Here is a 21318-nt window from a genome sequence, read left to right on the forward strand (position 1 = left end):
ACCAATATAAAAGCACTGAGCCCAACAAGAGGTTCAAGCTTTTTCATAAAAGCAGGAAGCAACCTGGCAATAACATTGTTCAATATTAATGATGCCACTATGGCGATGAGAACCATGCGCGTAAACGGGCTCCATAGTAGATCCATAAAAACTAGCTCATGCACTGCCGCCTCCAATAAATCTTTATAAATCATTATGTTGTTAATTCTGGCATCAATTGTGAAAGAATTAATCAACCACAGTATGATAATGTTAACCGCATTGTGATACAAACTTTGAATCTTAAGATCACAATTAGTGCTAATTAAGCAGAGAGGTTGGTTATAATTTATGCCTATGAACGAGAGCTCGCTTACTGACGACAGTGCAGGGACGTCTGTGCAGTCAATAAGTCGTGCCATGCAAATAATCCACCTTTTGGAGGCAACGGCTTACCCGTTAACGCTGGGTCAGATTGCCAAACAGGTTTCGCTACCGCGCTCGACGGTGCAGCGTTTAACCAATGCTTTGAAAGAGGAAGGCGTGTTGACCTCATTGCCGGGGTTAGGCTTGGCGTTACAGAAGAAAGGGGCGGCGAGCTGTAAAAACAGAACCCTTAATCTGCTTTCTGAAAATGGCAGCAAAGGACTGGCTGCGTTCAAATGCTATCTGGAAAATCCCTATTATGAGGATAACTCATTGATAATTTGCAATATAAACGAAAAGAAAATGACCCCAGTACTGTCAGTTTCACCACGAGTTCCCTTCGCATTTAATTTAGAAGCAGGTCTCGATGATGCTCTTTTAAAGGAGATTCATGCTTATCTAAAGAGTCAGATAGTGGCAATCGATAAAAGCAAAGGTATCAATAATCCTAACATCCTGAAAAATGATGCTAATTCAACCTACGTAGAAAAGGGAGGAATTAATCCCTACCTTGGAACAGTTTCTGTGATTAAAGAATACCAAGGTGAAAAATATTCAATGACTATTTTTGGCCTGATTTCTAATATAAAAAAATACTTTGGTAAAAAGTAAGTCAGGCCAAAAAAATAAATCTTATAATGATGGAAGTAAACGATGAATCGTATAATGCAAGAAAGTGTCATTAAAAGCCTTTTAGACTGGATTGAAGAGAACTTACACCTTCCGCTTTCCGTCGACTATGTCGCCAGCAAAGCGGGATATTCAAAATGGCATCTTCAGCGAATCTTTAAAGACCATACCGGCATCACTCTAGGTGATTACACCCGAGGGCGCAGGCTTTCCGAGTGCGCTACTATTTTGAAAATCACCAAAAGGGATATTTATGATATCGCTCTGGAGTACGGATTTGACTCTCAGCCGCACTTTTGTCGAGCGTTTAAAAACCAGTTTGGCGTTACTCCCAGGGCTTTCAGGAAGTCTGAAATATTAGAAACCAGGCAGTTTTGTGCGCCGATAAAATATAACAGCGAGCCTTCACTCGAAGCTAATATTGTGACACTTGAAAAAATGCAGCTAGTGGGCAAGAAGAAAGAGATTCGTAGCGAGGTAGGGGATAATGAATACTTCAATTTCAACTCCAGAATGAAGAGTTGGGATGACCATTTCCCCCATTTGGTGGATAAACCTGCCTCACTTATCGGCCTGGTTGACTATATATCTGCAAGCAATTCAAAGCGGGAATATGCGTTTCAGTATACGATGGCCACGGTTCCATCAGATGCAAATATGCCTGCTGACAATGGAGAGTTGATTACCATTGAAAAAGGAAAATATGTGAAATTTCAGTATGATGGTGCCATGGATGGAATGCAGGATTTTCTTTACAAGATTTACTCGGTATATCTATCAAAAAATAAGCTGATTCGTCGCAAAGGCGAAGATATCGAAATCTATACTCCTATGATGTCGAGCATCAAGAATCACGGCATTAACTGCCAATACTATGTCCCGATTATATGACCGCACGGCCTTATTTCAGTTTTACCTGCATCAAATCACTAAATCGCGTGGTATAGGCGGGGGAGAGCATCTCCCGCTTCATCTCCCAGCTTTTGGCAATCCCTTGGCCGGCGAACCACACTCGGCCTATGCCTCTGTGATGGATATCATCCAATGCTGCCATCAACTGTTCGCTTTTTGCGCGCGGTGGATGCTCATCAAACAGGCCAGGTTGGGAGATACCCTGACTGTAAAAATCCCCCAGCATAACGCCACATTTTTGGAAGCGATGACCTTCCTGCCAAATGGCATCCAGGCATTTTGTGGCAGCGGCGATAATATCTCGCGTATCTTGCGTTGGGGTTTCAACGCGAGTGGAAGCCATATTGCCATAGTAAATTTCGCCCGCTGTGAAGGGGCTGGTTTTGACAAACGCGGATATATGGCGGCAGTACTGATGCTCCTTGCGGAGTTTTTCTGCCGCGCGGTTGGCATGACTGCAAATAGCTTCGCGCATTAATTCATACTGTGAGACGCGGTCACCAAACGATCGCGAACAAATGATTTGCTGTTTGGTGGGAATAAATTCCTCCATGGCCAGGCACGGCTCACCGCGCAGCTCGCGCACCGTTCTTTCCAGCACTACGCTAAAATGCTTACGGATAAGTCCGGTCGGCGCATCGGCGAGATCCAGCGCGGTCTCAATTCCCATTCCATTTAGCCTTTTCGAGATCCTTCGGCCAACGCCCCAAACCTCACTTACGTCAACCAGCGCCATGAGTTTACGCTGGCGTGCCAGCAATGAAATATCGACCACGCCCTGCGTGAGAGTCCATTTTTTAGCCGCGTGATTGGCAAGCTTGGCCAGCGTCTTGGTTGGGCCAATGCCGACGCCGATGGTTAGCCCTGTCCATTTGTAGACTTTTTCCCTGATTTCTCTGCCAAATTCTTCAAGGTTTTTGCAATGGCTGACGCCTGTGAGGTCTAAAAATGCTTCGTCGATCGAGTAAATCTCAAAGGCGGGTGCCATCTCTTCAAGAACTGTCATAACGCGATAGGACATATCGGCGTATAGCGCGTAATTGCTGCTGAAAATCACGGCGTTATGCTGTTCGCATTCGCGGCGAACTTTAAAATACGGCGCACCCATTTTTATCCCCGCCACTTTTGCCTCCTTATTTCTGGCGATCACACAGCCATCATTATTGGATAACACCACGATTGGGCGACCCTTTAGATCAGGGCGAAATGCCGCCTCGCAGCTGGCATAAAAGGAGTTAACGTCGGCAAGGGCAAACATTATTGAAAACCGTTAATGCTAAAGGTCACAACACCAAAGATTTCCAGTTCATCGCCGCCGTCGCGGGGAATAATTGTCGGAAAATTGGGATTCATCGGTTCGAGTTTTATGAAAGGGTGGGTACAAAAGCGTTTCACTGTATATTCCCCCGCCACGCAGGCGATGACAATATCGCCGTGTTTAGCCGTCAGGCTTCTGTCTACCACCAGCATTGATCCTTCGTAGATCCCGGCATCAACCATCGACAAGCCTGTTGCGGTTACAAAGTAGGTTGCCGCCGGATGACTAACGCATAACTTATTGAGATCGATACCCTTCTCGATATAGTCCTGCGCCGGGCTGGGAAAACCGGCCTGCACCAGCTCTTGATAAAGGGGCAGATTAAGCTCTTCTGGTGAAATTGCCGCTCGCGAAAAATTCATAATGGCGCTCCATAGCTATACTGTTTATGCATACAGTATAATCATGCTTTAGGAGCTTTGGGAAGCAGGACGAACAGCGTCAAAACGGTAAAGCTGGTTAAGTGCCGTTAAAATAACAGAGTTTATTTTTTAGAAAGTAAAATCCGTGCTTAGAAAGTCGATCCCTGCGCTTTACCGTTGTAAATGACTGTGCCGGAGCTGATGCATGTGTTCAGCCGCCGAATTTCAGCGCACCATGTTTGTTCGATATTGTAAGTTTTAGGTTAATTTTGATGTGTATTTAAGGCATATTCAGCACAAAGCCGTCTTCAAATCCGCTCTCTTCATACGATGTTGAGTAAATAATACCCTGATGCCGCATGTCCTCTAAGGCGATATTAATTTCAACTTTAGACCACTCGGCTGGAAACCAATCAATAAAGCAAATTCGGCCATGGCGATTTTTAAATTTTTCGCAGCAAAAATCGATAATAGATTTTTGTAATGGAGATAAAACCATAGATACCTCAGTAGATCGCCCATAAACCTGTTATTTGGGTGTGGGGATATTTTATAGAGTCAATAAAAGCTATTGTTGATAGGCTTTTTTAGTTATTAAGGCTATTTTCTGATGTGCCAACAGGTATATAAAGACAACCTTGAATCAAAGTTTCATTGCCACTGTTGCATATTTCACCTTCAAAAAAATCGGTAGTTCCTTTTATGGATATATCAATCTCAGGCACCAAATTATAATAAACATAGCTCCTGAAAAATAAAAATTCACCAGCACTGCCACTGAAAGGGAATGTTAAACATTCTACTGTGTCATCGGTTTCCAACAGTCTGGGATCGTCATATGCCGATAAACTCAACTCTTGTAAAATTGAGTGGCTGCGAACGTCTTCACGGGCAATATTCGCAATCATGGTGAATTTTTTTCGTTCGCTAGTGTTAATGAGGAATTCTGTTATCAGGGCGCGACCATTCTCCAGAGATTGGTTAATATTTATCAACGTTTCGATATTTGTTCTAACAGCCAACGTAGCATTGATTAAAGGGCTTTTTCTTTTAGTTAAAAAATGATTATGACTACAAGTAAAGGGATGAACAATTAACTTTTGGAAACCTTTAAATTGAGTGTACTCGTGATGGCTATAAACAGCAGGAGTAATGCCAAAGTGTCTTTTAAAAGCACGAGTGAAAGATTGTTGAGAATCAAAACCTGAAAGTGTGAAAATTTCCGAAATTTTTAAACTACTGTATCGCAATGCAAGCGCTGCACGGGTAATACGCCTATTGTGAATGTATTTACCTAAAGTGACGCCCATTTTTGATTTAAATTGTCGCTGTAAATACCATTTGCTGTAGCCCGCTTTCTTGGCTATTTCATGTAAACTCAGTGGTGCTTCCAGCTTGTTTTCAATCCATGAACACAAGTCGTAGTAAAAGTCATCGTGACGCATATAGTTTTAACCAATCTACGCTTTATCAGCTGTATTAAAAATTGAATAGAAATGCAAGTTTGCTTGTAAGCGATCCCTGAATTCAGTCAGCAGTGAGTTCTTTTAGTATCCGACGTAACCAGCGATGTGCTTCATCATATTCAAGTCTCGGGTGCCAGGCCTGGACTATCATCACGTTTGATATCGGAATTGGGAGAGTAAAGGGCCTAAGTTTTAGGCCGAGTTGCTCAATGTTTTCCAGCATGGCCGTCGGCATAACAGGAAGGATTAGATCTGATTTTCCCAAAGCAAACAATGCAGTATGAAACGTTGGGGTTATATAGGTGACACGTCGCTTGATTGACAACTCTGCTAATGCAGTATCAATGGGGCCTGCGGAGCGGCCGCGGCGTGAAACGCTGATGTGGTCATAAGTAACAAAACGTTCGGGGGTAATTTCCGCATCAAAAATTGGATGATCTTCACGGGCTATCCCTACAAAAGAGCTGCTGAACAGATTTTGTACTTTAATGTCTGCACCGAATTTTCGAGAAGAGCTGATCACTAAATCGATACTGCCCGCATTAAGAGGGTCATGATCTAAATCACTCTCTGGAACAAATCTTAGTACGGAATTCGGTGAGTGTTGCTTGAGTATTTCGACAAGTTTCACACCATAGGCACCGATAAAAAGGTCATTGGCGCGGATGCTGAAAGTCCTGCTCATCGCACTCAGGTCAAAGCCGCGAATTTGCGCGAAAAAAGCCTGGCTAAGTTCGACGATACCTCTAACTTGCTCCTGAATCTGCAAAGCCTTGGGAGTTGGGATCATGCTATGTTGCGTACGGACCAAAATGGGATCTTCAACCACTAATCGTATTCGCGCGAGTGTTCGACTCATAGCTGGAGCACTCATATTCATACGATGAGCAGCACCGGCAACAGAGCATTCTTCAATTAAAAAATGCAGTGCAACCAGCAGATTAAGATCCATTTTTTTCATGATAAATAAATATCCCATTCAAGATACGATGACAGAAGTATCTGGTTATTAAGCTGATTTTCAAAACTAAACTGCCGCAATGATATTCAGCGACCGCCCATTGGCGCCATGCCGCTATCAGCATGGCGCCGGTCTTGTTATTTTTTAATCGCCGCTGCGGTTAGAGGGGCAGTTACCCCTGTCCCTTGTTCCCAGCCGCCGCCCAATGCTTGATATAGATTGACCAGCGTTAATGAAACCTCCGCAGTGCTTTGGATCAGCGCAGCCTGATTTTCCAGCAATGCGTTTTGTACCGTTAGCACGTTGACGAAGTCAACGGAGCCTTGCTTATATTGATCCTCGGCGCTGGCCAACGCGTTTTGGCTATCTTTTACTGCGTTTACCAGACTCTGGTGGCGGCGTTGCTCGGCCTGATAGCCACTCAGATCGTTATCCACCTCGTGCCATGCAGCAAGAACCGTGCGCTGATAGGCAATGGCGGCGTCTTTCTGGCGATTTTCGCTAAGTTTCAGCGCGCCTGTCAGTCGTCCTCCTTCGAAAAGCGGCAGATTAATACCTGGTCCAAAAGCAAAGCTGTGGGAAGCCCAGCCACCCATATTAGACAGCTGCATCGACTGGAAACCAACATCACCCGAAAGCGTAATGCCTGGATAGAAGTTCGCTTTGGCAATGCCTATACCTGCTGTAGCTGCATGCAGAGTGGCCTCGGCACGGCGAATATCAGGGCGTCGCTGAGCCAGCTCGCTTGGAATGCCGACAGGAACGTTTGCGGGTCCGGCCGGGATATCTTTGATAGTCCCAAGCTCTGCGTTGAGCGCGCCTGGTTCTCGGCCAATCAGGAAACTCAGCGCATTGATCAACACACTTTCCTGCTGTTGCAGCGGCGGGATCCGAGCCTCAATAGATTCAACCAATGCAGCTTCCTGTGAAACCTCCAGATTGGTCGCCACGCCCTGACTCATCCGTGCTTTGGTCAAGTCCAGGCTGTGTTGAGCAATATCCAGATTCTGCTGCGTAATTTTGAGGCTATTTTGAGTTCCTCTCAGCTGGATATAGTCGCGTGCTGTCTCGGACAAAATAGAAACCAGTGCGGCATGCTGATCTTCTTCCGAAATTTGTACGTTGGCATTCGCCACTTCTACAGAACGCCTGACACGGCCCCACAGGTCAAGCTCCCAGCTGGCATTAAGGCCGCTGTCCCAGACGCTGTAGTCGCTTTTACCGTCATGGCCGGAGATGTCAGTCAGCCCCTGTGAAGAATTTCGCGCATAGCTATAGCCGCCAGTGGCGCCGAGACTCGGCAGCCTGTCAGCGGTAACGGTAGACCTTACTGCAAGACTCTGTTCGACGTGATTGGCCGCTTCTTTTAGACTCAGGTTATTGGCTTGAGCATCTTTCAATAGCGCCGAAAGTTGCGGATCGCCAAAGGATGTCCACCATTTGGAATCTATATTGTTACTGACAGTTTTGCTCTGGTTTTCAGGGGCATCGTGTTGGTTCCAATGCGCGGGCAGATTTGGCTTTGGAGCGTGAAAATCCGGCCCAACGGTACAGCCAGCCAAACCTGACAGGCTGGATGCACTGATTATCACAGCAATAATACTCGGTTTCATAGCGGGCTCACCTTGGCATTCTTGCTATCAGTATCAATGCTGGCTTCAACAGACATACCAACACGCAGCTGCTCGGTCATTGGCTGTTTAGGATCAAGGATAATTTTTACCGGAATACGCTGAACTACCTTGGTAAAGTTGCCGGTAGCGTTATCAGGTGCAATGGCCGAGAAGGTAACGCCGGTCGCAGGGGCAATACTTTCTACATGGCCCTGGAAAGACACGTTCGGGAAAGTATCCACTTCAACGGTCGCGGGCTGGCCTGGATGTACATGAGTAAGCTGGCTTTCCTGGAAATTGGCAACGATGTAGGACTGAGTCAGTGGGACTACGGCCATCAGCAGATCGCCAGGTTTGACATAAGCCCCAACGCGCACGCTGCGACGCCCTACAGTACCGTCAAACGGAGCAATCAACGTGGTGTAGGAAAGGTTCAGATTGGCTCTCTGTTGCATCGCCTGTGCGTGTGATACTTCAGCCAATGCTGCCTCGCGCTTCGCATTGATCACGTTAAGCTGATCGATAACGGCTTTAATCGCTGCACGGTGTTCGGCTTCTTTAGCCAGCGAGGTCTGTAAGCGGCTTTGCGCCAGCTGATAATTTTGCAAAGTGCCAGCGCCCTGTTTGGCAAGGTTCTGATAACGAGCCAGCTCCTGTCGTGAAAAGGCAACTTGAGAGACATCGCCGTCTACAACCGATTTAGCCTGCGCAATCAGTGCTTGCTGGCGTACCAGTGCAGCACTTGCGTCGTCGGCATTGGCGTGGGCAATAGCTACTGCGGCATTAGCGGCCGCAAGGTCTGCTTCGTAGTCTTTTGCATCAATTCGTGCCAGTACCTGACCTGCTTTAACATGCTGGTTATCCTCGACGAGGATTTGCTCGACAAATCCTGAGATCTTGGGAGCGACCAAGGTAAAGTCGGCGTTGATGTAGGCATCATTGGTCGTTTGCAGTGTGTTTGTTCCAAAAATCCAACGCCCGAGGATAAATATGACGATGGCAAATACAGCAATCGCAACAGCCCAGAGAGGTTTTTTTATCGTCGTTTTTTCGCTCATTTTTTAATTTCCAATTATTCAAGATACGGCACGTGGTGGGAAGATGCGGGTTGGCATGACAGGGATAAGCAAGATCATAAGCAACGCAACGCCACCCATATAAAGGTAGAGATCAGATGAAGTCAGTACGACGGCTTGCTTATGGAGGCGCTCAGCCATTTCGGCCATAGGTACGCCATTGCTGGCCATTGGGTTATTGCCATACTGATCAACTAAAACATTCGAATGAAAACGTTCGCGATGTACGTTGACCGTCTCAAGGAAGCTGCCTGCGGCAACGGCGGCAAAGCCCTTGACGGTATTGAACCATGACGATGCAAACGGGCCATCGGTCGGTGCCAAACCGCCAGTTGCGAACATCAGCAGGGGAATGACCGCCATCGGTTGGGCAATAACCTGGATCATCTGCATCAGAAAGAAGTCGTCACGATTCCAGACTTGAGTAAGGTGCGAGCCTATAAAGCAGGCTACTCCCAGCAGGCCTAGCCCGGTTCCCAGAACGACACGGCAATCAACGAAACGGTTATTCATCAACGCAACGACCAGAGGCAAGGCGATCAGCTGCGGCACTGCGACCCAGAGCATGACCGGAGCCGTTTGTAACGGTCTATAGCCTTGAACTTCCGAAAGAAAGTTTGACGGAATGATAATCACACCCAACAGAACAAATAGCACTCCACCCAAAACGATAAGAGCAAAGGTCAGGTTGCGCCTTTCAAGCATTTGAATCTTGAAGAACGGCAGTGGCTGGAACCATTCATTGATAATAAAGAGGACAAACAGCAATACCCCTCCACCGATCAGGAAACAGATGAGCTGATCGTCGAACCAGTTCAGCCGCTGACCTTGCTCGAGGCCCAGCACAATCATGATTAACGCAGGCATACCCAGCAGCAGTCCGCGCCAGTTAAATTGCTTGAGGCGTTCTAGCTTCATCGGGTCTTGAGGCAGGCCCCAGGCAACAAATGCCATAGCAGCCAGAGACCATGGGATGATTTGCCAGAATGCAAATTTCCAACCCAGATACTCAACGCTCCATGCCGCCAGCGGCAGGCCAAAACTAGGGCCAAAAGTTGCTGTCAGTGCATAGCCGCCAAGGCCATAAAGCTTGATTCCCGGTGGCAAAAATCGTAATGCGACCGACATCAACAGTGGAGGCAACGCGCCACCGGCAAAACCCTGAAAAATGCGCAGGATAACCATTGATGTGTAGTTGGGAGCAAAGGGGCAAAAAATCCCCAAAACCATGAAAGTACCGATTGCAATAAGTGCAAAACGACGCAGTGTAAATGTCCCTGCGCACCATGGAGCAAAGGCCATTGCCGAAACGGAGGTTGCAGAATAGATAGCCAGTAACCATGAAGCCTGGTCATAGCTAAATCCCATGGCACCACGGATATCCGGCATGGCAAATTTGGTCACATTTTCGTTAAATCCTGAAACCAGTACTGCGAGCAGCACACCGACAAGCCCGGTAGCAATCCGGATACCAAAAGGGGCTGGCGTTGCCGGAGCTACAGGTGCGGGTGCAGTCGTCGATGTTACTGTTACCACTGTTGTATTAAGAGGGGGAATCAAAACGTTCACCATTTGATTCCGTTAAATTTATGTAAACTTTTAGTTATAAACCGATACATTTCAAAATACTCTGACTTGTGAAGGGCGCAGAGCTTAAGTAATTGCTCGGAGGTATAGAAGTGACATTTCGATATCTGCTAAATGCAAAAAATGGAATTTGAGATAGTGTTGTTCAATCTATGAGTGGTTCGTATGAAAGAACGACGATATCCTTCATTGGCCGTAATCTGCCAGCGAAGGGAAGTGACTATTGCACATTTAAACATAGGATGATAGGATTGATTTTGTGGGCGGAGTTGTTAACAGACACTACCCCAAAAGTTTCATCCTAACATCAATAGTAAGTTTTTTTAGGCAGTCTATTTCGTAAGATAGATGGTAAGTTGGGTGGTTGTTCGTCAGGTGCTGCTCCCAATCCTTCTCGCCACATCAGCTTAGGTTGATGTGGCTTTTTTTTGAGTTCAGGCAGGCAGATCAATATGGGTAAACCATCAACAGCGGTAACACGTCAGCCCTTGGTAACAACGGTTATAGAAACAATTCGCCATCTGGTAACGGACAAGACGTGGCCGATTGGGGAAAAAGTACCGAGTGAAGCAGAGCTTACCGAGCTTTTCAACGTCGGGCGCAATACTATCCGTGAGGCCATTCGCGTGTTATCGCATTCCGGTATGCTGGAAGTGAGGCAAGGCGATGGCACCTATGTCCGCAGTATTATTGATCCCTCAGAAGTGATGCGGGAAATAGATAAGGGTGGATTACGCGAGCATTTTGAACTTCGTTGCATGATCGAATCTGAGGCCGCCAAATATGCCGCCAGCAGAAGAACCGATGAAGACTTACGTCGTATCAAAGACGCCTTATTGATGCGTGGAGAATATGATCCTTCCATGCCGATGGATTTATTCCTGGATAGAGACATGGTATTACACAATGCAATCGTTCAGGCCTCAAACAATACGGCGATGCATGCTTTATACCGCTATTTCAGTATTTCAGTCAGGCAGCATACGAGTACTGCGCTATCGATTATTGACTTGCCTGAGCCAGATCTTTATGCGCATCAGGAAGTATTTTTTGCCATTGAATCCAATGATCCTGAATCGGCTGAAAATGCAGTAAAACGCATGTGGGCACCCATGATTGTAATGCTGACTACGCATTTGATGAATGAGTAAAGACGATTCAGCAAGCGGGAAAATGGCTAGGGAGAGAGCAGTAGTTGCCGTAGAAACGTGGGCACCGCTAGAATTACTGACGATAAATAGGGAGAAGTTGGCAACTCTCCCATAAAACCTCAAATCGAAAAATAATCAAAGCTCAGAAAGCTTGTTAATCATTGGCTGCAACATACTTTTTACCGCATTCTGAGCACCTTCCGCGTCACCTGCTGCAATGGCGTCAAAGAGCTTCTGGTGGGCAGCTAAATTGGGCTCTGGCAGATCTTTTAATGACAGCACATGATGCAGGTTCTGCTGTACCGAAAGGCTAAAATAGCGATAAAGCGCCTTCATGGCTTCATTGTGCGTTGCCTCGATGATGGCATTATGGAAAAGCATATCACGGCTAATAAACTCTTCGATTGACGAGGAATCATTAATTTCGCCACGGTTTTTCAATGCTTTTTGGATCTTGCGAAGGTCTGACGGGGTACTGCGGGTCGCGGCATGGCTTGCAGCGTGCGATTCGAGCATAAATTGCAGCTCAAAGTGTTCCCGTAATCCTGACGTACTTATCTGGCGCATGACCTCTGAGGGGTCTATCTCGCTGCGAACGTAAGTACCATCACCCTGCAGAACTTCGAGCATACCTGAATGCGACAGTACTCGAATGGCCTCACGTACGGTGTTGCGGCCTACGTCAAACAGCTGTGAAAGCTCGGCTTCGTTGGGGATCTTTTCGCCAACAGGCCAGGTTTTGTCAGTTATAAGAGTGCGTAATCTGTCAATGACGATATCAACCAGGGGCTGGCGAACAATAGAGAGGGGAGAGGCCACAGTCAGAATTCCTTAAGGGGATTTACTCTGATCCTATCATCCTAACATTGTACCAACAATCCTTAGCTGCGAGTCTTTCTTTTTGCCGAACAGTCGTCGCCGTGACAATTTACATAGATGACAAGTTCATGGCCACACGCAAGAGCAGTGCTATCGGGAACCAACACGGGCAGAAGTTGTGCAACCTTGTCGCTATCGAGCGGGAATGAAGTGGAACAGCCAATGCAGAAGACATGATTTTTTGCATCTGGGCTGATGTATTCAAACATGCGTTCACGAGAGGTAGATGGGCGGCAATAAATGGATTTCATTATTTCCAGCTTATTGATCGCACGGTAGATAGTGGCTTCAGAGAGGATTTTTCTTTGCTTTTTTAGCAGTCGATAAATATCACTGGCTGCAAGATGCTGACCCGGATGATTTTTGAATACATCAAGGACCCATTGTTCGCTGCTTGGTGATCGACGAGAGGATTGTGGTAGTTCAAACATAATAGACCTCAAACATAGCAAGGACTTACAGGGTCTTAGACCTTGGTAAGATAAAATCTAGAAGTATTTATCCTATCATCCTATGTTTGTATTGACAATGAGCAAGTGAGACTTTACCTTGAGTCGCAAGATTTTAGTTAGCGCATAGAACCGACAGCGTCAGGAAAATGCCTGAGTTCATTCTCAGGCATAGATACGTAAAACGGTTATGCTGCGTCAATCTCGTTGAAAGCTTCGCGAGCAACGCCCAAAGCGCCAATAGCAGTTGGCAGGCCGGCGCTAAAGGAGAGTTGCATCAGGATTTCAACGATTTCCTGACGAGTGACTCCCGCTTTTAATGCACAGGCAATGTGCATTTTCAAAGCACCAAAGCCCACGCTGCCAAGAGTAGCGCATGAGGCAATAATAACGATTTCACGGGTGCGTAAGTCGAGTCCCGGGCGATTGTACAGATCGCCAAATTCCCACTCTAAAATGTAGGGGCCAAAATCCGGGGCAACATCGTTAAAGCTTTCAACGAAAGCAGCGGCAGATCCCCCAGTGACTTCTTCAAATTTTTTAGCGCCGGCTTGCAGGCGAGTTGAGCCATTTTCAAATTTACTGGTCATTTGACATTCTCCATAGCGAAAGGTTGAGACCGGAATTACAGTATACCAATCTAATCGGACTGTACAGTTCAGTCCGATTTACATTACTAAGAAGATGTTTAAGTCAATAAATAAGTGAGGGCAAAATGACCAGAATAAAACTTAAAACAGGTGCCTTTATGCCGACGCTGGGACTGGGTACCTGGAGGATGAATGGCAGAAAATGTATCAGCACTGTTAGCACTGCTATCGACCTGGGTTATCGCCATATTGATACTGCAGAAATGTACGGCAATGAGTTAGAGATTGGGAAAGCAATAAAGGTTGCAGGTATCGATCGTCGAGAGCTTTTTATTACCACCAAAATCTGGCCTCACAATTTCCAGTCTAAAGATTTTATCAAAGCCTTTGAAATATCATTACGTAAGCTGGACACCGATTACGTCGATTTGTTATTGCTGCACTGGCCTAATGATCTGATTCCGGTTGAGGAAACCTTAAGCGCGATGGCGAATTTGATTGACAGCGGCAAAGTTCGCGCTGGCGGAGTGAGTAACTTCTCTGTTTCGCAAATGGAAGATGCCTTGGATTTTCTCGATAGCGGCATTGTATGTAATCAGGTCAGGTGCCATTACGGTAGTGTGCCAAGAGATATTATTAATTATGCACATCTACATAATCTGGTGATTACGGCTTATTCACCATTGAAAAATGGCGGTATTTCTGAGATTAAAATCCTCCGTGACATGGCAGATAAATACAATAAAACGCCTGCTCAAATAGCGCTGCGCTGGTTAATTCAGCAGGGAGTCGTCGTTATTCCCAAGGCCAGCAGCTTTGACCGCCTAAATGAGAATTTAATCGTGACAGAATTCTCAATCTCGCAGGAAGATATCGAAATTCTCGGTGTTATTTAATCAAATAAGCTCAAGAAAATAGATAGTTAAGCAAGTTAATACAGGTGATTTAAATGCGATATCGTATACTTGGCATCAGCACAGAACGTATTGGGATCGTAATCCACCGGCCGTATAAATAAAAAGCCACCTTTGTTTTAGAAAGGTGGCGCAATCAATAAGCTCTTTATTATAAATCGTTTAGAGATTTTTATCGATAGAGCAATTCTGTCCCAGACAACTGACATAGATCACCAGATTTCTATTTTCGATTTTGGTGTTATTTTCTTCTGCAATTTTATCCAGAAAACTATCGATTCTTTTTTCATAAAGTGGAACAGTTTTAGAGCAGCGTGAGCAAATCAGATGATCGTGCTGTTTGCCATCCGTCATTTCATAGACACTGGCACCATCGTGAGTGGCCATGCGCTGAATTTTCTTTTTGCTCTCAAGGATTTTGAGCAATCGGTAGATCGAAGGTGAAGAAACAGAATGATCAGTTTGGGAGATTTCCTGAAAAAGCTCCTTTGCCGTGTAATGTTTGCCTTTATTTTTCTCAAAAAACTCAACGAGCTTTCTCTCATTAAACGTTGTTTTGCCTTTATCGAGCTTTATGTAGCTAGCGGTTGCCATTGGGACCTCGGCGTACAGGGTATTGAATTACATAAATCCTATCATCCCATGTTTATATTGGCAATGAGAATAGTTGTCGTTATTATCTGAGTCTTTTAACCTTTTGGATTAAAGGATTATTTTTTCCGATAATGACTTAGGAAACACTGCACCGCTTCATCAACGACCTCGAATCTTTCTTTTTGCGGTGGAACATCTTCGACGCCGATAACGCGTGCCCACAGCAGAGGCTCGTTGATGAGCCCAAGAAACTGGCGTGCGGCGCGCTGGGGATTTTCGATTTTACGCAGTCCTTTGGCCGACATGGCTTGCAGATATTGTGCAACGGCGTTGAGGGCTGGGGCTTTACCCGCCTCAAAAAAGCTTGCCGCCAAACCGGGAAAGCGGGGGCCTTCACTGATAACCATGCGCATAAAGGCAACGGCGGTGTCAGGTGCCCAAAATTCAGTCACTGAACGGCCAAGCAAGGTTAAGCCAATTTCAACGTCATTGAGCGCTTTGGGATCTTGTGTGATGCTTATCACAGCAAAGTCAATCCAGACGAATTCTACAGTCGCTTGAAATAACGCTTCTTTGCTCACAAACTGGTTATAAACGGTGCTGCGAGCAAGTCCGGATTTTTGTGCAACCATGCCCATGCTCGTTCCCTGATAGCCATGTTCAAGGAAAGCGTCTCTCGCAGCTTTCAAGATTTCAGTGCGAGAAGATTGTGGCGTCACCATTAAGTTAATTCCTATTAAAATCAAGGCCTAAGTCTTGCGTTAGCAAAAAATGGATTACAACTCCACGCTTGGACTGTACAGTACAGCCCAACTTGCTAATTCATTTTCCTATTTAAACACGATTGGGCACCCCAAGGCTATTCTCAACCCTGGGTATAGCCCACTAATTGAACCAGAGGCATCACCGATGACATCACAACCAGAAAAAAGTCATACCGGGATTTCCAAAGGCCTGCTAATTCTTATCGCAATCGCCTGCGGGATAACCGTCGCCAACGTTTATTTAAGTCAGCCAATACTTAATGAAATTGCCCAAAGTTTTCATGCGTCGCCGGAAACTGCGAGCCTGGTGACCACCATGGCTCAGGTTGGCTATGCCATCGGCATCATGTTTCTGGTTCCTTGTGCCGATAGTTTGTCAGGCCGCAAGCTCAGCACTATTTTACTCATCTGTACCACCATTGCCTTAATAGCCTGTGCCTTGGCGCCTTCTTTACAGTGGCTGGTGGCCGCGAGTTTGCTGCTGACCATGTTTACAGTAATTCCGCAGGTTTTAATCCCGCTCGCCGTTTCTTTGGCGCAAGAGGGTAAGACTGGAGTTGTGATTGGCACAGTGCAAACCGGTTTGATCATGGGGATTTTGCTCTCAAGAACGCTGTCAGGTTTTTTGGCCGATTTGGCCCATACCTGGCGCGCCTCCTATATCTTCGCGGCAATTCTGAATGCTTTGCTGCTGATTATTCTCACTCGTATGCTGCCAGAGGTTGAAAATAAGGGCCTGACCTGGAAACGCTATGTTGGACTGATTAGCTCCATGCCTGGCATGCTGGTCAAATTCCCGGCGCTGGTATTATCAGCCTTGTTAGGCTTTTTAGTATTTGGAGCCTTCTCGGCGTTCTGGGCCACGCTTGCCTACTATTTATCTTCAGACAAGTTTCATATGGGTTTGGCGGCAATCGGCCTGTTTGGGCTATGGGGAGCGCCGGGAGCATTGCTCGCGCCGAGAATGGGTAAACTCAGCGATCGTTACGGCGTTAAAAAGATTAACATTATTTCGATCTTTGCGGTGTTTGCCGCATTCCTGCTGTTTGCATTGCCGCATGCCTATGTAATTGCAGCGTTGGTTGTCGGTGTCAATCTATTGGACTTTGGCTTGCAAAGTGGCCAGATTTCGAATCAGGCGCGTATTTTTAAATTACCCGCAGAGTACCGTGCCCGTCTGAACACTGTATATATGGTCTTTACCTTTTTCGGGGGCGCTATTGGCGCAGCGATAGGGTCTTATATTTGGGCCAACCATGGTTGGACGGCAGTATGCATATTCTCAGGTGTTCTATTGGCATTTGCGCTGATTATTCTGTTGGCAATGAGCCCGGCAGAAAAAAAGAGAGCAGGTGATTAGACCGTAAAACTCAGCCTGTTTTCGACACTGCTTTGTAGAAAGTCGATGAGTCGCCTGACTCTGACCAGCATATGGCGACCGGCGGGATAGACAATATAAAAATGCGTCTTTTCCGCGGATTGCCATTCTGGCAGCAGGCGAACCAGCTTACCGCTCTCGACCGGCTCGGTGGCATAGTAGGCCAGCACATTAATAATTCCAATTCCGTCGATGGCGGCCTGCACCGCCGCGCCGCCGCTGTTGGTCTTGAAGCGACCCTGTGGCGACACCTGAATCTGCTTTTTATCGCGAATAAAGTTCCAGGGCTGGTGGGCCAGCGGCAGGCAAAGATGCTCGGGCAAATCGGCAGGAGAATGCAGTGAGCCAAGCTGTGTTAGCAATAGCGGACTGGCAAGCAAGACCATTGGAACAGAAATAAGCCTTTTGGATATCAGCGAGTTGGTGCTCTCAAGCGGCCCCATGCGGATTGCCAGATGGTAACCTTCGGCGATCAGGTCAACATTTCTAGACGAAACATCAACCTCAAGCTGAATCTGTGGATTGTCATGGCAGAAACGGCTTAGCAGCGGAATTAGCTGCTCCTCTGCCAACTTGCCCGCCAGACTTACTCTCAGTAAACCTTCCAGCGCATCATGCTCGGCTAATAGCGTTTCCTGTGCGCGCATTAATTCTTGCATTAAAGGATCACAGTGATCGAACAACCGCTTTCCTGACTCGGTCAACTGCATCTGCCGCGTGGTGCGCACGAACAGCTGAGTCGTCAGCCGGCTTTCCAAATCGGCAATCTGGCGGCTGATGTGTGAAACCGAGACATCAAGCTGTTTTGCAGCCCCAGTAAAAGTGCCGCATTCCACTACCGCGACAAATTCCAGCATGCCTCTAAGTGAGCTCATTCATTCCCTATTATTGCAGTATTGCAAAAGTGATTTGCCATTTAACCCAATTATCATTCATTCGACAAGTATTTATGATGTACGTCTCAACACGGGAGCATGTTATGTCGTTAGCCTTATTTGCATTGAGTATATGTACTTTCGCTCTGGGTCTGGCTGAGTTTGTCGCCGTCAGCCTGGTACCGGCAATTGCCGCAGGAACCCATCTAAACGTGAGTTCTGTTGGCATGATGATCGGGATTTATGCCATCGGGGTCAGCATCGGCGCACCTACGCTAAGCGCGCTGTTAGCTAAATCACCTCGTAAAACCGTTCTCGCTATCTGCATGCTGGTCTTTGCCGCAGGCAATATCGGTACCGCGTTGACATCAAGCATTGCTGTGTTGTTGCTTACCCGCTTTGTCGCTGGACTGATGCACGGTGTGGTGATTGCCTTGGCATCATCGACTGCCGCCTCGGCAGTGAGCCAGGAAAAAAGCGGCGGGGCAATTGCCACTGTTTTTGCGGGTCTTACCGTGGCTCTGATGCTGGGCGTGCCTTTGGGGACTTTGGCGGGCAGTCATTTCGCCTGGCAGGATGTTTTCTTTACTCTCGGCGGCATCAGCATCGTGGCGGCTATGGCGATTCTGTTCTTTACCCCGAAAGTGACGATTAAGGGAGACGATTCCAGTAAGCCTTCGGTATCTGTGTGGTCAACGCTGACCGATCGCCAAATCCTGCATCCTGTGGTTATTACCGCGCTGACTTATGCAGGATCGTTTACCGGTTTTACCTATATCTCAGTGCTGCTGGCCGATAATACTCATCTCAGCGCTTCGGGCATCACCGGCATGTTTGCAATTTATGGCGTGGCGGCGGCTATCGGCAATGCCCTGGGTGGGCGATTCGTTGATGCCATGGGTAGCCGAACAGCTGCGATAGCGGTGATTATTGGCATTGGCCTGGCCTTGCTTGGTGCATCAATGTTGTCCTCCTCGACGGTGGCGATGTCTGTAGTCATGGCAATCTGGGGTATCGCTTCGTTTGGTGCCGTTCCTATCATGCAAAAAACCGTATTTATCACGGCACAGGGTAATCCTGTCGCTAGCCCGGAAGTAGCATCGGGGATGAATATTGCTGCTTTCAATGTCGGGATCGCCGTCGGTTCAATTCTTGGCGGGATTGCCAGCCATTATTCGCCATCAGCGCCAATGTTCGTGGGGTTGTTACCGCTGATACTCGCTGCTCTGCTTGCTTTTGCTCTGCGTCAGGCATCGGTCGTTAAAATGGACAATCAATACAGCAGTTAAGTCTTTCACATCGTCTTAGAGAGGAATAAATCATGGATTTAAAAGATAAGCATATTGTTATCGCGGGTGGTAGCACAGGTATTGGCTTTGAAATTGCGCGTCAGGCGCAGCTAAAAGGTGCGAAAGTGACTTTGTTAGGCCGCTCGGCTGAAAAACTGGCCAATGCAGAAAAGCGTCTGTCATCGCCAGCTACCTATGTTCAGTGCGATATCGGCGATACAGAGTCTGCTAAAAATGGTTTTGAGCAGGTAGGCGAATTTGATTATTTCGTTTCCACAGCGGCTGACCTGACCTATGCACCGCTGGCAGAAATGGATACCGGCGCGATTGACCGCATGCTGGCGGGTAAATTCTGGGGACCTATCAACCTGGTAAAATACGGCCTGAAAAATATCAAACCGGGCGGCTCGGTTGTGCTGTTCTCTGGTCTGGCGGCCGACCGTCCTGCTCCTGGCACTTCGATGGTTTCTGCACTGAATGCGGGTGTTGAAGGTCTGGTCAAAGCGCTGGCCGTTGAACTGGCTCCCATTCGCTTTAACAGCATTTCTCCGGGCGTTGTGGACACCGAAGGTTGGGCATTTATGCCAGAAGAAGACCGTAAAGCTTTCTTCGCCAGCCTGGAAACGTCTTTGCCTGCCCGTAAGGTGGGTGCCCCTGCGGATCTGGCCGATGCAACCCTGTTTGCTTTGCAAAACCCTTATCTGACGGGTGAAACGATCCACGTCAACGGCGGTGGTAGCCTGATGTAATCCCCCTGTAACTTTGAGAACAACAATTATTCTCATTGCAAAATAAACATGGGATGATAGGATTGATCCCATGTTTTCTTTGGTCTGGTGTAAAATGAGTACACAACACGACGTAACCTCTGTGCATTCCACAGCCCACGCTGTTAATTCTTCAGTTTCTTCAGTTTCTTCATTTTGGGTCCTGTTTTCTGTCGGTCTGCTCTATATTTCCTTTGGCGTTTGTTTTGGCCTGCTTGAATACAGCGTGCCGCCAATTCTGATGACCCGCGGCGTTAACCTGCAATCTATGGGTTGGGTTATTGCTCTGTATATTCCCTTTGGTCTGACCTTCCTGTGGGCGCCGATTATTGATAGCCGACCTTTACCGTGGCTGAGCTATCGCATTGGCTGGATTGCCCTTTGCCAGATTATTAGCTCGCTGTTGTTGATCGTCGTCGCTTTTGGTTCCAATTTGCCCGCCGCTGGCTTGTTCACACTGGGCCTGATGATTTGCTTCGCGGTAGCCACCATGGATTTGGCGTTGGACGCTCTGGCCGTAGATATTATCGGTAGCCGTTATCGCGCCATTGCTGCAGCCTTGAAGGTCGGTGCTCTGGCGTTGGGCGGCTTTATCGGCGGCGGTGTGTTGCTGGGAATGTTTGGCAGCCTGGGTTGGAAAGGGGTATTTCTGGTCACGGCAGCACTGCCACTATTGACCATATTGCCGGTACTGACGCTGACTCGTGCGGACAAACCGCGCGCAGCGGCGGCAAAAAGAGCCAGTATCGTGGCAACTTTCCGCCGCCCGGGCGCCTTGAAGCAGCTGGGGATGCTGTCTGTTACTACAACGGCAATTATCGCGCTGTTTTACTTCCAGCGCCCGATTCTGGTGAAAATGGGGGTTCCTCTCGAGCACATTGGCTGGACTTTGGGCACGCTGTCTCCCGTTCTTAATACTTTGGCCGCTGTGGCGATTGTGCCATTACTCGCACGATTTTCACCGGTTAAAACATTATTTCTCCTGGTGGGTATCTCGGCTGTTGCAGCATTGGGCACAGTATTGAGTATCGATCGTCATTTGACGGGTTCAGTGATCTTTTGGGCTGTCGTGCAGGGCATGGCTTGCAGTGCTTTATCGGTGATTATTTATGCGCTGATCCTGAAATGGGCGGCTACTGATCAATCGGCCACTGATTATGCGGTGCTATGCGGCGGAAGCCGGTTATTGGTGACATTGATCCTGATGGCAGTGCCAACTCTGCTTAACCATGTGAGTTGGGGCATATTTTATCTGTGCTGTATGGCAGTTCTGTTTATTTTTAGTCTGATATTGAAAGGCGACGTGAGAAAAATTGCCCGATAATTTAATGACTACGA

The 21318-nt window shown here is 47.2% G+C and carries 22 protein-coding genes; 8 read left to right on the forward strand and 14 right to left on the reverse strand.

Going from position 1 to position 21318, the window contains the following annotated elements; translation table 11 throughout:
• Positions 1 to 330 precede the first annotated feature (330 nt).
• Together AB3G37_RS09055 and AB3G37_RS09060 are read left to right on the forward strand one after the other, a co-directional pair.
• Positions 331 to 1017 carry a helix-turn-helix domain-containing protein gene (locus AB3G37_RS09055; protein WP_083836166.1) on the forward strand — a complete coding sequence of 229 codons (687 nt, stop codon included), beginning with the start codon at positions 331 to 333 and terminating at the stop codon, positions 1015 to 1017.
• Between the two features lie 42 nt (positions 1018 to 1059).
• Positions 1060 to 1926 (forward strand): helix-turn-helix domain-containing protein, encoded by an 867-nt coding sequence (locus AB3G37_RS09060; protein WP_369790400.1) that lies wholly within the window; start codon positions 1060 to 1062, stop codon positions 1924 to 1926.
• Between the two features lie 10 nt (positions 1927 to 1936).
• On the opposite strand, the gene umuC is transcribed toward AB3G37_RS09060, so the two are convergent.
• The 8 genes from umuC to AB3G37_RS09100 all read right to left on the reverse strand — a co-directional run bounded on the left by umuC (position 1937) and on the right by AB3G37_RS09100 (position 10315).
• Complete coding sequence (gene umuC, locus AB3G37_RS09065; protein WP_369790401.1) at positions 1937 to 3205, reverse strand: translesion error-prone DNA polymerase V subunit UmuC; 1269 nt, start codon at positions 3203 to 3205, stop codon at positions 1937 to 1939.
• The gene (umuD, locus tag AB3G37_RS09070; protein WP_009635109.1) at positions 3205 to 3627 is read right to left on the reverse strand and encodes a translesion error-prone DNA polymerase V autoproteolytic subunit; all 423 of its coding nucleotides are present in this window, start codon (positions 3625 to 3627) and stop codon (positions 3205 to 3207) included. The genes umuC and umuD overlap by 1 nt, the downstream gene beginning before the upstream one ends.
• Positions 3628 to 3907: 280 nt before the next feature.
• Complete coding sequence (locus AB3G37_RS09075; protein WP_369790402.1) at positions 3908 to 4126, reverse strand: hypothetical protein; 219 nt, start codon at positions 4124 to 4126, stop codon at positions 3908 to 3910.
• 88 nt (positions 4127 to 4214) lie between these two features.
• Positions 4215 to 5072, reverse strand: coding sequence for a helix-turn-helix domain-containing protein (locus AB3G37_RS09080; protein WP_369790403.1), 858 nt, complete (start codon positions 5070 to 5072; stop codon positions 4215 to 4217).
• Between the two features lie 82 nt (positions 5073 to 5154).
• Positions 5155 to 6054: a LysR family transcriptional regulator gene (locus AB3G37_RS09085; RefSeq protein ID WP_369790404.1), complete on the reverse strand. Its 900-nt coding sequence runs from the start codon at positions 6052 to 6054 to the stop codon at positions 5155 to 5157.
• Positions 6055 to 6191: 137 nt separating this feature from the next.
• On the reverse strand, positions 6192 to 7667 hold the full coding sequence (locus AB3G37_RS09090) for an efflux transporter outer membrane subunit (RefSeq protein WP_369790405.1): 1476 nt from the start codon (positions 7665 to 7667) through the stop codon (positions 6192 to 6194).
• Positions 7664 to 8725, reverse strand: coding sequence for an HlyD family secretion protein (locus tag AB3G37_RS09095; RefSeq protein WP_369790406.1), 1062 nt, complete (start codon positions 8723 to 8725; stop codon positions 7664 to 7666). Before AB3G37_RS09095 ends, AB3G37_RS09090 begins: the two co-directional genes overlap by 4 nt.
• 18 nt (positions 8726 to 8743) lie before the next feature.
• A complete protein-coding gene (locus AB3G37_RS09100) occupies positions 8744 to 10315 on the reverse strand; it encodes an MFS transporter (protein ID WP_369790407.1) in 1572 nt (523 codons plus the stop codon).
• Between the two features lie 467 nt (positions 10316 to 10782).
• Here AB3G37_RS09100 and AB3G37_RS09105 point away from each other — a divergent pair, with 467 nt between their 5' ends.
• On the forward strand, positions 10783 to 11481 hold the full coding sequence (locus AB3G37_RS09105) for a FadR/GntR family transcriptional regulator (protein WP_369790408.1): 699 nt from the start codon (positions 10783 to 10785) through the stop codon (positions 11479 to 11481).
• 135 nt (positions 11482 to 11616) lie between these two features.
• On the opposite strand, the gene AB3G37_RS09110 is transcribed toward AB3G37_RS09105, so the two are convergent.
• From AB3G37_RS09110 to AB3G37_RS09120, 3 genes are all read right to left on the reverse strand, one after another.
• Positions 11617 to 12300, reverse strand: a complete 684-nt coding sequence (locus tag AB3G37_RS09110; RefSeq protein ID WP_369790409.1) for a FadR/GntR family transcriptional regulator — start codon at positions 12298 to 12300, stop codon at positions 11617 to 11619.
• 62 nt (positions 12301 to 12362) lie between these two features.
• Positions 12363 to 12791, reverse strand: coding sequence for a transcriptional repressor (locus AB3G37_RS09115; protein ID WP_369790410.1), 429 nt, complete (start codon positions 12789 to 12791; stop codon positions 12363 to 12365).
• Between the two features lie 206 nt (positions 12792 to 12997).
• On the reverse strand, positions 12998 to 13399 hold the full coding sequence (locus AB3G37_RS09120) for a carboxymuconolactone decarboxylase family protein (protein WP_369790411.1): 402 nt from the start codon (positions 13397 to 13399) through the stop codon (positions 12998 to 13000).
• A gap of 125 nt (positions 13400 to 13524) precedes the next feature.
• Between AB3G37_RS09120 and AB3G37_RS09125 the strand changes: the two genes are divergently transcribed.
• The gene (locus AB3G37_RS09125) at positions 13525 to 14295 is read left to right on the forward strand and encodes an aldo/keto reductase (RefSeq protein ID WP_369790412.1); all 771 of its coding nucleotides are present in this window, start codon (positions 13525 to 13527) and stop codon (positions 14293 to 14295) included.
• 180 nt (positions 14296 to 14475) lie between these two features.
• Here the strand turns inward: AB3G37_RS09125 and AB3G37_RS09130 are convergent, their stop codons facing one another.
• Both AB3G37_RS09130 and AB3G37_RS09135 read right to left on the reverse strand, forming a co-directional pair.
• The gene (locus tag AB3G37_RS09130; RefSeq protein WP_369790413.1) at positions 14476 to 14907 is read right to left on the reverse strand and encodes a Fur family transcriptional regulator; all 432 of its coding nucleotides are present in this window, start codon (positions 14905 to 14907) and stop codon (positions 14476 to 14478) included.
• A 116-nt stretch (positions 14908 to 15023) separates the two neighbouring features.
• Positions 15024 to 15653 (reverse strand): TetR/AcrR family transcriptional regulator, encoded by a 630-nt coding sequence (locus tag AB3G37_RS09135; protein ID WP_369790414.1) that lies wholly within the window; start codon positions 15651 to 15653, stop codon positions 15024 to 15026.
• A 163-nt stretch (positions 15654 to 15816) separates the two neighbouring features.
• Between AB3G37_RS09135 and AB3G37_RS09140 the strand changes: the two genes are divergently transcribed.
• On the forward strand, positions 15817 to 17031 hold the full coding sequence (locus AB3G37_RS09140; RefSeq protein ID WP_369790415.1) for an MFS transporter: 1215 nt from the start codon (positions 15817 to 15819) through the stop codon (positions 17029 to 17031).
• Here AB3G37_RS09140 and AB3G37_RS09145 read toward each other — a convergent pair.
• On the reverse strand, positions 17028 to 17924 hold the full coding sequence (locus tag AB3G37_RS09145) for a LysR family transcriptional regulator (RefSeq protein WP_369790416.1): 897 nt from the start codon (positions 17922 to 17924) through the stop codon (positions 17028 to 17030). The genes AB3G37_RS09140 and AB3G37_RS09145 overlap by 4 nt on opposite strands.
• Before the next feature lie 104 nt (positions 17925 to 18028).
• Here AB3G37_RS09145 and AB3G37_RS09150 point away from each other — a divergent pair, with 104 nt between their 5' ends.
• From AB3G37_RS09150 to AB3G37_RS09160, 3 genes are all read left to right on the forward strand, one after another.
• On the forward strand, positions 18029 to 19213 hold the full coding sequence (locus tag AB3G37_RS09150) for an MFS transporter (protein WP_369790417.1): 1185 nt from the start codon (positions 18029 to 18031) through the stop codon (positions 19211 to 19213).
• 32 nt (positions 19214 to 19245) lie between these two features.
• Positions 19246 to 19962, forward strand: coding sequence for an SDR family oxidoreductase (locus AB3G37_RS09155; RefSeq protein ID WP_369790418.1), 717 nt, complete (start codon positions 19246 to 19248; stop codon positions 19960 to 19962).
• A 94-nt stretch (positions 19963 to 20056) separates the two neighbouring features.
• A complete protein-coding gene (locus AB3G37_RS09160; protein WP_369790419.1) occupies positions 20057 to 21304 on the forward strand; it encodes a hypothetical protein in 1248 nt (415 codons plus the stop codon).
• The last annotated feature ends 14 nt before the right edge of the window (positions 21305 to 21318 follow it).

The organism is Rouxiella sp. WC2420, assembly GCF_041200025.1.
GTDB lineage: Bacteria > Pseudomonadota > Gammaproteobacteria > Enterobacterales > Enterobacteriaceae > Rouxiella.

Coding starts and splice junctions, on each gene's coding strand:
- AB3G37_RS09090 (WP_369790405.1), bottom strand. CDS start 7,667: ATGAAACCGAGTATTATTGCTGTGATAATCAGTGCATCCAGCCTGTCA.
- AB3G37_RS09150 (WP_369790417.1), top strand. CDS start 18,029: ATGTCGTTAGCCTTATTTGCATTGAGTATATGTACTTTCGCTCTGGGT.
- AB3G37_RS09055 (WP_083836166.1), top strand. CDS start 331: ATGCCTATGAACGAGAGCTCGCTTACTGACGACAGTGCAGGGACGTCT.
- AB3G37_RS09075 (WP_369790402.1), bottom strand. CDS start 4,126: ATGGTTTTATCTCCATTACAAAAATCTATTATCGATTTTTGCTGCGAA.
- umuD (WP_009635109.1), bottom strand. CDS start 3,627: ATGAATTTTTCGCGAGCGGCAATTTCACCAGAAGAGCTTAATCTGCCC.
- AB3G37_RS09085 (WP_369790404.1), bottom strand. CDS start 6,054: ATGAAAAAAATGGATCTTAATCTGCTGGTTGCACTGCATTTTTTAATT.
- umuC (WP_369790401.1), bottom strand. CDS start 3,205: ATGTTTGCCCTTGCCGACGTTAACTCCTTTTATGCCAGCTGCGAGGCG.
- AB3G37_RS09130 (WP_369790413.1), bottom strand. CDS start 14,907: ATGGCAACCGCTAGCTACATAAAGCTCGATAAAGGCAAAACAACGTTT.
- AB3G37_RS09105 (WP_369790408.1), top strand. CDS start 10,783: ATGGGTAAACCATCAACAGCGGTAACACGTCAGCCCTTGGTAACAACG.
- AB3G37_RS09160 (WP_369790419.1), top strand. CDS start 20,057: ATGAGTACACAACACGACGTAACCTCTGTGCATTCCACAGCCCACGCT.
- AB3G37_RS09115 (WP_369790410.1), bottom strand. CDS start 12,791: ATGTTTGAACTACCACAATCCTCTCGTCGATCACCAAGCAGCGAACAA.
- AB3G37_RS09060 (WP_369790400.1), top strand. CDS start 1,060: ATGAATCGTATAATGCAAGAAAGTGTCATTAAAAGCCTTTTAGACTGG.
- AB3G37_RS09095 (WP_369790406.1), bottom strand. CDS start 8,725: ATGAGCGAAAAAACGACGATAAAAAAACCTCTCTGGGCTGTTGCGATT.
- AB3G37_RS09125 (WP_369790412.1), top strand. CDS start 13,525: ATGACCAGAATAAAACTTAAAACAGGTGCCTTTATGCCGACGCTGGGA.
- AB3G37_RS09140 (WP_369790415.1), top strand. CDS start 15,817: ATGACATCACAACCAGAAAAAAGTCATACCGGGATTTCCAAAGGCCTG.
- AB3G37_RS09155 (WP_369790418.1), top strand. CDS start 19,246: ATGGATTTAAAAGATAAGCATATTGTTATCGCGGGTGGTAGCACAGGT.
- AB3G37_RS09145 (WP_369790416.1), bottom strand. CDS start 17,924: ATGAGCTCACTTAGAGGCATGCTGGAATTTGTCGCGGTAGTGGAATGC.
- AB3G37_RS09100 (WP_369790407.1), bottom strand. CDS start 10,315: ATGGTGAACGTTTTGATTCCCCCTCTTAATACAACAGTGGTAACAGTA.
- AB3G37_RS09080 (WP_369790403.1), bottom strand. CDS start 5,072: ATGCGTCACGATGACTTTTACTACGACTTGTGTTCATGGATTGAAAAC.
- AB3G37_RS09120 (WP_369790411.1), bottom strand. CDS start 13,399: ATGACCAGTAAATTTGAAAATGGCTCAACTCGCCTGCAAGCCGGCGCT.